Source organism: Bartonella sp. AA2SXKL (assembly GCF_042197205.1).
Lineage (GTDB): Bacteria > Pseudomonadota > Alphaproteobacteria > Rhizobiales > Rhizobiaceae > Bartonella.
The window spans coordinates 1-11980 of sequence record NZ_JBHIRN010000018.1 but is presented as its reverse complement, the minus strand read 5'-3'; the positions used below and the strand labels follow the sequence as shown (position 1 = coordinate 11980).

At 35.2% G+C, this 11980-nt stretch carries 7 protein-coding genes and 3 pseudogenes; 7 read left to right on the top strand and 3 right to left on the bottom strand.

Annotation, left to right across the window (positions count from 1 at the left end; translation table 11 throughout):
* Both ACFINS_RS08650 and ACFINS_RS08645 read right to left on the bottom strand, forming a co-directional pair.
* Positions 1 to 474: pseudogene (locus ACFINS_RS08650) on the bottom strand (hypothetical protein); the annotation flags it as partial.
* Between the two features lie 53 nt (positions 475 to 527).
* A pseudogene (locus tag ACFINS_RS08645) lies at positions 528 to 677 on the bottom strand (DUF3987 domain-containing protein); the annotation flags it as partial.
* Between the two features lie 425 nt (positions 678 to 1102).
* Between ACFINS_RS08645 and aepX the strand changes: the two are divergent.
* Genes aepX through ACFINS_RS08610 form a run of 7 tightly spaced genes read left to right on the top strand, consistent with a single transcriptional unit; the run spans position 1103 to position 9793 of the window.
* Positions 1103 to 2011: a phosphoenolpyruvate mutase gene (gene aepX, locus ACFINS_RS08640; RefSeq protein WP_375651401.1), complete on the top strand. Its 909-nt coding sequence runs from the start codon at positions 1103 to 1105 to the stop codon at positions 2009 to 2011.
* A gap of 12 nt (positions 2012 to 2023) precedes the next feature.
* Complete coding sequence (gene aepY / locus ACFINS_RS08635; RefSeq protein WP_375706096.1) at positions 2024 to 3103, top strand: phosphonopyruvate decarboxylase; 1080 nt, start codon at positions 2024 to 2026, stop codon at positions 3101 to 3103.
* Between the two features lie 7 nt (positions 3104 to 3110).
* Positions 3111 to 4202: a 2-aminoethylphosphonate--pyruvate transaminase gene (locus ACFINS_RS08630; RefSeq protein WP_375651400.1), complete on the top strand. Its 1092-nt coding sequence runs from the start codon at positions 3111 to 3113 to the stop codon at positions 4200 to 4202.
* On the top strand, positions 4202 to 5413 hold the full coding sequence (locus tag ACFINS_RS08625) for an ATP-grasp domain-containing protein (protein WP_375706095.1): 1212 nt from the start codon (positions 4202 to 4204) through the stop codon (positions 5411 to 5413). The genes ACFINS_RS08630 and ACFINS_RS08625 overlap by 1 nt, the downstream gene beginning before the upstream one ends.
* Before the next feature lie 4 nt (positions 5414 to 5417).
* Positions 5418 to 6593, top strand: coding sequence for an MFS transporter (locus ACFINS_RS08620; protein ID WP_375631698.1), 1176 nt, complete (start codon positions 5418 to 5420; stop codon positions 6591 to 6593).
* Positions 6583 to 8541 (top strand): FAD/NAD(P)-binding protein, encoded by a 1959-nt coding sequence (locus ACFINS_RS08615; protein ID WP_375651399.1) that lies wholly within the window; start codon positions 6583 to 6585, stop codon positions 8539 to 8541. Before ACFINS_RS08620 ends, ACFINS_RS08615 begins: the two co-directional genes overlap by 11 nt.
* Positions 8542 to 8557: 16 nt before the next feature.
* Positions 8558 to 9793 carry an ATP-grasp domain-containing protein gene (locus ACFINS_RS08610; RefSeq protein WP_375631702.1) on the top strand — a complete coding sequence of 412 codons (1236 nt, stop codon included), beginning with the start codon at positions 8558 to 8560 and terminating at the stop codon, positions 9791 to 9793.
* A 1777-nt stretch (positions 9794 to 11570) separates the two neighbouring features.
* On the opposite strand, the pseudogene ACFINS_RS08605 reads toward ACFINS_RS08610, so the two are convergent.
* A pseudogene (locus tag ACFINS_RS08605) lies at positions 11571 to 11980 on the bottom strand (hypothetical protein); the annotation flags it as partial.

Sequence of the window (11980 nt, the reverse complement as noted above, 5' to 3'; positions counted from 1 at the left end):
AGAGCCACTCACACAAGCATTTCCATAAACCTTGCCATAAATTTTAGCACGACCATTAATAACAGCATAATTATAAACTTTTGCATGGCTATAAATGCAAGCAGAGCCAGAAACCTTGGCATGACCATAGACGCGTGCATAACTAAAAACCGTAGCATCATAAGAAACATGCGCATGGTCATAAATATGAGCATCAGCAAGAATGCGGGCACTACCATTCACATGAGCATACCCATAAACATTGCCATAAACATGAGCATTGCTATAGACAAAAGCATGGTCATAAACTTTAGCATATTGAGAGATAAAAGCTTTTCCATAGACCTCAGCATTGCCATAAACTTGACCACAGACTTGAGAAAAATGGCGTATTTTTGCATTTTCATACACTCTTGCATGACCATAGACACAAGCCTCATCATACACCCAGCAATTACCATCATGGGATAGGTTAACTTCCTTTTCAATAAAACCGCTTTCATGGCTGGTGTTTTGTATGTTGACGATTGACCAATGAGAGCACCCCAGAGATTAGGAACAACAATCCAATCATCATGTTGTTTTGGAGCACCACGCACGCCATTGCCAATAACAGCAGCCAAGGCACAGAGAGCAGAGACAGCAATAAAATCGAGCGGGGTTTGTTGACGCTCTGAAACGTCATAAACATAATCCATGAATGGCATTGGGAGCTGTAATAGGTCAAAAGGCTCGACGGGTAAGAGAGCCGTAGCAATCGCTTTTAATTCCCCCAACCATTTTGTTGCAAGGCTTGTTCATAAGGTCTGTCGCAACATTGGGGGCTGGCAAATATAATGATGGTGCCAGCTTGCTTCTTCATAAGCGGAAAGTAAGGTGGTATATGCGCCATCTGCTCTTCACTCAACAAAAAGGAAAGCCTCAAAATTAATAGCTATGAACCTAAACTTATGGGTAAAAATACAGATCAATTATAAGCGCAAACTCTAAAATCAAGTGCTACTCATAAAGGGGTAGCGTCAGAAATAAACAGTTATTATTTTTTATAAAAAATAATGGACAATTTAAGATAATTATGACAAAACATGCGTTAAGATAATGATAACAAAATGCGGGGGACTGTATGAATAATACCAATGTTAAAAAACGACCATTTTTAATCGAAAACGAGATCACTAAATTAATTGATCAACATAAATGTATCAGGGTTCTTGAATCTCATAGTTTTCTTTCTGCTTCTGTAGCTGCAAATGCTGTAATTAGTAACAACCATAGTACAAATGAAAAATATCATGCATTGTGGTCTAGCTCTCTTACAGATTCAACTGTTGATGGCTTACCAGATATTGAAATTCTTCCGCTACCCAATCGTATAGCCAAGGCGAGAGATATTGCTAATAAAGTTTGTCTTCCTCTGATAATAGATGCTGACACGGGCGGCCATCCTGAGCACTTCAAAATTCATGTTAGAGAAATGGAGCTTTCTCATTTGTCTGCTGTAATTATAGAAGACAAAGAAGGATTAAAGAAAAATTCATTACTAGGTAACGATATATTTCAAATTCAGTCATCAGCCGAAGACTTTTGTAAAAAAATTACCGCTGGTGTAGAAACGAGGAGAAAACGAGACTTATTAATCATTGCTAGGATTGAAAGTCTTATCCTTCAACAAGGAATGGATGATGCCCTTAGTAGAGCTTCAGCGTACCTCAAAGCAGGCGCTGATGGTATCATGATTCACAGTCGCCAAAAAACGCCTGATGAAATATTGGAGTTTGCAGCTAGATTTCGTAGCAAATATCCTACAGAAATTCTTGTTTGTGTACCAACAAGTTTTAATGAAATTACATTTCAAGATTTAAAAGCTGCTGGCTTTAATATTGTAATTTATGCAAACCATATGTTGAGAGCATCATATGCAGCTATGCTGTCAGTGGCTCAAGATATTCTGATGTACGGTAGGACTAAAGAAATTGAGAGTAAATGTGTAAACGTTGACACCATTTTGAAAATGATCCCTGGGACAATTTAGGCTATGAATATAGTGAGTAAATTTATTGAGCACGGCATCAGTTTTTTTGCTGGTGTCCCAGATAGTGTGTTAAATGAATTCTGTCAGAATTGCTTATATTTGCCCCAAGATCAACATGTGATTGCAGCCAATGAAGGAAGTGCTATTGGTTTAGCGATTGGTCATTATCTTGCCACTGGGGTGCCGGCAGTAGTTTACATGCAAAATTCTGGCCTTGGTAACGCTATAAATCCTATACTATCAATGGCACATGGTTCTTGTTACTCAATTCCAATTATCTTATTAATTGGTTGGCGCGGAATGCCAGAAACAGCAGATGAACCACAACATAGAAAAACAGGAGTTATCACTCAAGAGTTATTAACATTACTTGATATTGAGTATGCTGTACTTGAAGAAGGGAATGAGCTTACGAGTATAAAGAAAGCTGTTTCTGTAACTCATAACGGCCGTTCATTTGCTATTTTAGTACCACCAAGTAGTTCTAAGGAAAAAATGAAGAGAACCGCTTCTGAATCTCCCATGTCCCGTTTGGATAGCCTTAAAGTCATCTTTGAATATGCTGACAAAAATGATTTATTCGTTGCCTCAACAGGATACACTGCTCGTGAAGTGCTTTTATGTATGAGTGAACGTAAAATGAACACTGATAACCTTCTAATGATTACTGGAGCCATGGGGCATACTTCACAAGTTGCGTGGGGGATAGCCAACCAATTAAGACATAAAAGGGTATGGTGCTTGGAAGGAGATGGATCGTATTTAATGCATTTAGGGGGCGCAACGACCATAGCTACGCGTAATACTAATAATCTGATTCATGTTGTTTTAAATAACGGCCTTCACTCCTCTGTTGGTAACTCACCCATAACGGCACATAAACTTACATTATCCAATATAGCTAAAGCATTCAATATTGACGATTCCATAAGAATTGAAACAAAAAAAGATTTAATTGATGTTCTTCAAAGCATGCATTTGCCAAGATTTATTGAGATAATGATAAATACTCATGAACAAAACAGTCTGCCCCGTCCCTCTAATAACCTAATTGATCTAGGCCATGCTTTCCAAAAAGCATCCAAAAGGTAAAATCACTATGAACGAATTCTCTGAACAGATTTTATTTACTCCAGGCCCAGCCAACCTGTCTGCTTCAGTGCATAAAGCAATGATAATTGATTATGGCTCTAGGACTAATTTATTTGGGAAAATGACTCGTCAAGTAAATTCCTATTTAAATAAAATTGCTCCTGACAGTAATCTTGTTCCTGTAATGTTGCAGGGAAGTGGAACTTATGCCGTTGAAGCTATGATTCAGACCTTGATCCCAAGTGATGAATCATTGCTTATCATTATTAATGGTGCGTATGGAACTCGAATGGTTGCAATCGCAGAAAAAGCAGGTAAGAAGTATGAAAAAATTGAGTTTCCTTACGAGAAAAAGTTATCAAGTTTTGATGTTGAAAGTCATATAAACAATTTCACTGGTAAATATGTGGCGATTGTACATGGAGAAACCACAACCGGGGTAATGAATGATATACTAAGCATTGAACGAGCTACAGCTAGCGCCGACAAATTACTACTTATTGATGCAATGAGTACATTTGGTTCTTACATATGGAAGCTCCCAATCGATAGCTCTGTTGTTTCAGTTGCTGCCTCATCAAATAAAGCTTTAGGCGGGCCACCTGGAATTGGGATAGTCTATGTCCATAAGAGTTACACAAAAAAAAGTTATGCATCATCATTAACACTGGATTTGGTTGACCAGTATGAAAGTTTTCAGCAGACTGGCGAGTGGCGATTCACACCACCAACTCATGTTATGAGTGGTCTATTGGAAGCCTTGAAAGAGTTAGAGCATATGGGTGGTGTCGCTACTCAAATGCAAAGACATATTAATATTAGAAATACAATTGTTGATGTTTATACACGCTTAGGCTTCATGCCACTTTTAGACAAAGGAGACATGGGGCATGCAATTGTAACATTTTTTAGATCAGGATGGGATTCTGATGAAATTAATGAATATGCAGCTTATTTAAACAGTAATGGCTGTGTCATTTATGGCGGTAAAGTTTCAAATAAATCCACTTTCAGAGTAGGTTGTATTGGAACGATTGATAGCAACGCAATCCAACGACTTGAAAGATTAAGCTATCAATATTTGCTAGAGGAAAAGTAATGAATGAACTTATAGTTATTGGAATGTCACGCAATCAAGGCGCACGTTTTTTTGAACAAGCTAAGAAGCGTGGATACAAGATTATACTATTAGAAGAACAGTCATTCTTAGAAAGCAATAAACAATTGGTATCTAATGCCAATAGTACTTTGGTTATTGAATCAAAAAAGCGAGACAAAGCTAGAAATATTATAGAGCTCCTTGGGGACAATCCTCCTCAAAAAATCTTCACATATGATGAATTATCAGTTGAATTAGCCGCAGCTCTAGCTGAGAGTTTAGGGGCTACGACCATAGGAAATGAGGTAGCTGCAATTGTTAAAGACAAAGCTAAGTTACGAGAAATTTTTTCAGCTACTGGCTTACCTCAACCTGTCTCATATATTTGTTCGAGTGAAGAAGATGTTATAAATTTTATAGATTTATCTAATTTTGATAAGTTTATTATAAAACCCAAGCATGGATTAGGAAGCCAAGGCGTTTCATTAATAACTAGCAAAACCGATATTTATAACGCCATATCAAAACTCAACCAAGAAGATAGAAGTGACTTCCTTATAGAAGAATTTATCGAAGGTAAAGAATTTAGTGTAGAAGGTGTGATTGTTAAAGGCAAGCCTATTTTCTTTGGTGTTACTGAAAAAAAAATAATAGATAATGGTACATTTATAGAAGTTGGCCACACGTTTCCTGCCCCTATTACTACACAACTTGAAAAAGAAATTTATGATTCATGGACTAAGGCTATCAATGCTCTTAATTTTAACGTTGGTTTATTCCACGCCGAGTGTTGGGAAACGTCAAACGGCATTGTTCTAGGCGAAATTCATGCTCGTCCAGGAGGAGACTTTATTCATTGGCTCCAAGAATTGGTAACTGGTATAGAAACTTATGGAGCTGGATTGGACTCTCACTTCAATCCAGATAATCTATCTACTGTAACGGTTGAAAAGAATGGCGTTGCTGGCATCAGATATTTTCTCCTACCAGAAGGTGAAATCAAATATATCGGTAATGTAACAGAAGCAGCAGCACATCCATCATGTGTAAGATTAAATATGCCATTGAAAGTAGGCAATAAAATTAATGAGATAAAACATTGGAAAGACCGAGAAGCTGTTGGCTATATGATATGTCACGCTAAAGATCGCAATTCACTAGAAGATGCATTTGATCAAATCGTAAAAATTTTGTCAATAGAAACGTGTTAAATCTATGCAAAAACTTTTTTTTGATTACACCATTTTTGCTTTTGCGTTTTTATCTGTAAACGCTATTTTCCCAGTATATTTCACAGATATACTAGAGATAAATAGTAGTCAAGTTGGCCTCTATTTATTATTTGGTTCATTCGCATCACAAGGTGCACGTATTCTTGGCGCTCCGCTTATTTCTTTACTACCTATAAAAATAGCATATCCTGTCCTTTGTGGTATTGGGGCAATTGGTTACATTATTTTAGCAGTATCATCATCAAGTTTCTTTATATGTTGCGCTTTATTGATGATTGGATTTGGGTATGGAAGCAATAGTATTTATACAAAAGCTGCTTTAGCAGATCCTTCGTTACCTAATACATTGAACTATCGTTATGCAAAATTAAATGTGTGTTTAAACGTATCTGCTGCTATTGGGCCTCTAGTCGCAACATGGCTTTTTAGTACAGTTGAGCCTTTGCTCCCATTTATGATCTCAGCCGCACTAGTTTCAATAGCGGGGTTGGTAGCACTTCGTAGCCACAATAATAAAGTAAGTATATCAAAGCAGAGCAATCTATTAATTACCTTTAAAGCTCATATTTGCAGTCTGCCACTTAATTTAACATTTTTGTTGACAGTTATCATGTGGGCTACTTATGCACAAATATATTCTTCTGTTCCCTTGTTCGTTAACGAGCAATTAGGAGTTTTTCAATGGTTCGGGCTATTATTAACATTAAATGCAATACTGGTTATATTTTTTTCAATCCCGATATCTAAATTTTTTACAAAAATAAATACAACTGAATTCACGCTTTGTGGCATTGGGTTTATCTTATTTGCTTTTTCGTTCATTTCCATGTATTATTTCAATAGCTTATTTATGATTGCAGTCGCTGTAAGTGTTTTTACTTTTGCTGAAATATTAATAATTCCTGCTATTTCCTCAATTCTAATAACATATATACCTGATGGTATGCGTGTAGGTATCCTTAGTTGGAATGCTATAGCAGTTGCTCTTGGTGAAGGCTCGGGAAAATGGATTGGCGTAAATGTTATTGCAAGTTACAGTCAGTTAAAAGGGAATAATCCGTTTCTATTACTAATGCTTCTTCCTCTTTCCGGTATTGTTCTTATTATTACATTTAAGTTTATTTTAAATACAAAAATAGGGGGTACTAATGTCCGTTAAAATCGGTATTATTGGCTGTGGCCTGACGGGTCTTTGTCTTTTAGAGAGAGTTCTAGGTTGGAGAAAAGCTGGTTTCTCTAATGTTAGTAGCGTACATATATTTGACTTACCAAATCGATTTGGTGGAGGCGTTCACTATAGAGGTCAAGCAGTATCTAACCATTTAAATAGAACTGCTGGTCAACTATCATTTGGAGCAGACCACAGTCATAAGATGTTAATTCAGCATATTAATGAAACAACTGCTAATTGGACATTATTCAGCCGTTGCATAGATAAGTACAGCCAAACTAAAGATGATAGATATCTTATCAATGAACAATCTTGGGTTGATAGAAGCCTATTAGGAGAAATCGCCTTTGATGTATTTAATGACATCATATCAACATTACGCAACCTTAGTGTACAGGTTACTATAGTGCCGTCTTATGTTGAAAAAATTACTATTGATGATAGCGAAGTGGTTATTCAAACAAGCTCAGAGTCACTAAGATTATCACACGTAGTTCTGTGTACAGGTCATTCAGAGCAAGATAATAAAGATGAAACCGCTAACTTGTCAATAAACGAAGGCAACAAAGAGGGTGGCTGGTACTTATCAAATATCTTTCCAGTTGAGGGCGGAGAGCTTGAACGTTTTGAGACTGATAGTTCTGTAGCAATTCGAGGGATGGGGCTGGTCTGTTTAGATGCTATATTAAAGCTAACTGAAGGTAGAGGAGGATATTTTTATCGCGATGAAAACTTCCAATTATTGTATAAAAAAAGTGGGTTAGAACCAAAAAAAATTTACCCATTTAGTCGAAATGGTTTTTTTAATTTTGCAAGACCATTTGATGAAAAAATCTATGATCATTCATTAGTTCATACTGCGATTATCTTTAACCATGATTTAATTAAGAGAATGCGGGAATCTAGAGGTAATGAGGTAGGACAATTGGATTTTACGAGGGATATTCTTCCAGCGCTTATTTTAGAGTCAGCTATAATTTATTATTCAACCATTTTTGGCAAAAGATTTATTGATACTAACATCAAATCGATCCAATTTATTATTAATAATCATATAAATACGGTAGGAGAATTAAAAAAGAACCCGCACACATATTTGGCCGATCAACTTAATAATGTGGCTAATGATTTTTTCAAGAGTAATCCAGAGATTGATTACTCAAAAATCAATGATGGATTATATGATGATAAATATTCTCGGTTTGACTCCTTTCGATTCGCATGGTTAGATATTATAGAACCCAAAGCCTCCAAAGACTTTAATGATAAACATCTGAATTCGTTAAGTGCTTTGTATAATGATATTTATGACGCTAAGTTAGGGAATATTAAAAATCCTCGAAAAGCTGCTATTGATGGTGCTTGGCGCGATCTAAGAAATGTTCTACGAAACGCAGTAGAATTTGGTGGTTTAACTGCTGCATCTCATCGCGAATTTGTTGATATCTATTTCCCTTTAATAAATAGAATTACTGTTGGTACTTCTTTAAAAGTGATGGAAAAGATTGCTGCACTTGCCACTGCAAAAATAGTGGACTTATCAGAGTCGAAGGCGCCTAACTTGCAAGCAAAGGGAGGGAAATGGCATTTGGGTAATATACGTTCAATTGATTATCTTGTTAATGCCCGCATACCACGTTTTTCACTTAAAAATAGTCGCAACAATTTACTAAAGACCTGTTTTAAAGATGGAATATTGAGGGAATGGAGTAATGATTTAGTGCCTGATGATATGTATATGCCGGGAGGTGTTGATATTCATCCTATAACCCATGCCTGCGTGTATTCTTCAGGTCAAATTTCTAAGAATGTTTTTATCATTGGCCCACCAACTGAAGGCCCCCATTATTTCAGATCCGCTGCAGTGCGACCTAACACAGCAGATCCGTTACCAATTTATGCAGATAAGATATTGGCTTCAGTGCTTAATATTTGATAGAAGATGTTGAAATATGCGTACTGTACTTTTTATAAATGGCCGTAAAAATCAGATTGAACGCCTTGAACAACATTCAGCAGCCATGAGATTAGATTTAAACGTTGTTAATATAGCTGATGAATGGCCTACTTATCTCAATCAAATTGTAGCTGATTATCGTGTTATTGATACCTCAGATATTGATCTTTCAATCCGTACAGCATTTGAATTAAATGAAATCTATAATTTCATTGGTGTCATATCTTGGTCAGAAAAAGACACTATTCTTCGATCTAAAATAGCTGCCGCCTTAGGACTACCGGGGATGGATCCAAATGATGCTCTAGCGTGTCGGAATAAAGTTGCAATGCGGACACGTCTGGATTCCATAGGGCATGTTAACCCGAAATTTTCTGCTGTACATGATAGAGAAACACTTATGCGAGCAGCGGAATACATTGGTTTTCCATCAGTTCTGAAGCCCGCTGCGGGTTCAGCATCACGTGGTATTTTTATTGTCAATAATACTAGCGAATTGAAACACGCTTTTTTAAAGCTGCAAAATATTATTTCTAAAACATATGATGCTGTTTTTAGTGGTTTCGAAGGTAAAATGATTTTAGAAGAAATGTTAAACGGCCCAGAAATAAGTGTTGAAGGCTTCGTTCATAATAAACAAGTTAGCATTGTTGGGATAACTGATAAATGGGTTTCTTCTCAATTCAAAATCGAAGTTTGTCACGTACATCCTTCAAAAATAAATGGAGCACAAAAGAAAGAAATTTACGATTATTCGAGCCAGGTAGTTGCTGCATTAGGAATTGATAATACTCCATTTCATTTAGAAGCTAAGCTTACACCTAATGGCTTTAAAGTGATTGAATGTGCAGCCCGACCTGCTGGCGATTGTATTACAACTAATGTTTTACCTTTAACTTTACTTGGCCCACATGTAGAAAACTGTATCCGTTCTTATATAGGTGAAGCTCCAATTAAAATTAACAAGCCTAAGTATTATGCTGCATCTAAATTTATTTTCGCTGATAAAAATGGTGTTTTTATAGGTATTTCAAATTTAGATAAAGTTTTAGCCATACCTTATGTTGTTGGAATTCAAATTCATTTGAAAACAGGCGATACTGTATCTATACCACCGAGAGAATTCTTAAACCATCGTGTTATGACATGTCTTTTGCGTGCTACTACTTGGGAAGAAGTTGTATGTTCTAGTAATAAAATTGATGAACTAGTTAAAATATCTATAAATTAATGATATATTTTGGTAGAAACGTAAGAAGTATCATACATAAAAAACTAATAAAGTCAATATGTTGAGTGCAATTATTTTATATGAATCCACTTAAGAATCTATAATTTTATACGTGATTCATTTGACCATTTTTTATATAAGATTGCCATGTATGAATAGACCATAAAAAGCAAATCATGATGCAAATATTATAACGCATGTGTGTATTCAAATGAGATGAAAAGCCGATATCATTCATAACAGTTTATAAATTTTATGATACGTTTTTATCACAACACAAATCGTATTGTTTAAAAATTTAGTCGTTTGAAATTTTCAATACTATACGTTTAAAGATCACATCTTGTTTTAATGATTGGATTGTTAATCGCATGATAAAAACATAAAATTACAGTTCTCAAAATTGAGAAGCGTAAAATCTAAAGATGTTATCACAACATTAGATTATCCTATAAGAAAGTATCGTTTGAAACTGTCATAAGCTTATAGGTTTTAATTCATAAGGGCGCATAAAGGATTTTGAGAGAAGATTGATTTTAAAGCGCTTACTAAAAATTTAGAAAATGATAGGCAGGTATTATATAGATATTATCATTATAACAGATATGAAGTTCAAAACGTTATATCTTATGATCAAAAGCTTTTTAATGAATATAAAGCAAGAAGGCTATCAAAAAACGTTTTAAAAGTTATTGTTTAAAAATACGAAGCCAAATGGGGTCAATCCAAATTTGGATTGAGAGATTTTAGTCACCCCAAATTTGGAAGCACCTATTGAGACAAGATAAGCAGGTAAACTTCAAAACCATTGTAACATCATAAGGCATGAAATTTTTCTAAATTTTGAGTCAAAAGCGACAGTGTTTAAAGAAGGCTCTATTTTAAAGTTAACGCGCTCGAATTTGAGCTGGTTGATTTTAACGAGCCCCAAAATGGACCGGCTAATTTTTAAAGAAATTAGCTTTTAAAGAAAAGTACAAATACGCTTATGAAAGCTCTTTAAATGCACGTTTAAACGTTTGAAACATAAAATGAGATCTTTATAAGAAACGTTAAAACTTTTTTTTATCACAGTTATAACCTAGTTATCATTTGCTCTTAAGAACGTTTCATTTATGAAAAACGAAGATCTAGATTTCACAGCAGAGCAAAATCTTGAAAACCTTACATTTTATAAAAGCGGTTGTTTTTGTCTTATGAGAGATTGTTTTAAAAACCAATGCTCGTAAATGTAAAAGAACGTTTTTAAAAAGACATTTGTTTAATAAGCATTTTTTTTGATTGGATTGATAAAGCTACCAAGCGTTTTGATAGGTTTGATTTTAGACAACGTGTTAATTGAATTCACTCAGCTCGATTTTGAATTTAATATTTTGAAACGTTTTAAAAGAAGCATTTTGATCATGGGCTTTGTTTTCAATGAATCTCTTTAAAAGATAAAGACGTTATGATTAATACGTTTGAGAGAAACAAAAAGCATTTATAGGCTCTCTCATTCAAATGAGTGATTAAAGATCATATGCATCATTTACGTTCCTTTTGATAAGTTTTCATATCTCTCATAGAGCGCTTGCAATATGATACGTTTTGTATATATGCATTCATTACTCCATTGTGGATGATTCATTTTAATCAATAAGAAACGCTATTTGAAAGCCGCGTCATATCATTTGACACGGCTTTTTTTATGTTACTCTCTCTTTTATGATATGTTTATAGCAATGCATTTTATATGCGTTTATACACCATAAAGAAAGCACGCCCCCCATGTCTCTTTTTATTCTGTTTGATCAGTTATATTGACAACATTATTCCTTTCATAAACCTCACAATTTTTTGGAACCAACCTTACTTTGCTTTTTTTATTGATTTTTGCATTGCCATAAACAGAGCCATAAATCTCACAAGAGCCACTCACACAAGCATTCCCATAAACCTTGCCATAAATCTTTGCACGACCATTAATAACAGCATAATTATAAACTTTTGCATGGCTATAAATACAAGCCGAGCCAGAAACCTTGGCATGACCATAAACGCGTGCATAACTAAAAACCGTAGCATCATAAGAAACATGCGCATGGTCATAAATATGAGCATCAGCAAGAACGCGGGCACTACCATTCACATGAGCATTACCATAAATATTGCCATAAACATGAGCATTGCCATAGACAAAAGCATGGT

What these genes read in the sequence shown, in the direction of transcription:
- ACFINS_RS08625 (WP_375706095.1), top strand. Translation starts at nt 4,202, where the DNA reads ATGAATGAACTTATAGTTATTGGAATGTCACGCAATCAAGGCGCACGT.
- aepX (WP_375651401.1), top strand. Translation starts at nt 1,103, where the DNA reads ATGAATAATACCAATGTTAAAAAACGACCATTTTTAATCGAAAACGAG.
- ACFINS_RS08620 (WP_375631698.1), top strand. Translation starts at nt 5,418, where the DNA reads ATGCAAAAACTTTTTTTTGATTACACCATTTTTGCTTTTGCGTTTTTA.
- ACFINS_RS08630 (WP_375651400.1), top strand. Translation starts at nt 3,111, where the DNA reads ATGAACGAATTCTCTGAACAGATTTTATTTACTCCAGGCCCAGCCAAC.
- ACFINS_RS08610 (WP_375631702.1), top strand. Translation starts at nt 8,558, where the DNA reads ATGCGTACTGTACTTTTTATAAATGGCCGTAAAAATCAGATTGAACGC.
- ACFINS_RS08615 (WP_375651399.1), top strand. Translation starts at nt 6,583, where the DNA reads ATGTCCGTTAAAATCGGTATTATTGGCTGTGGCCTGACGGGTCTTTGT.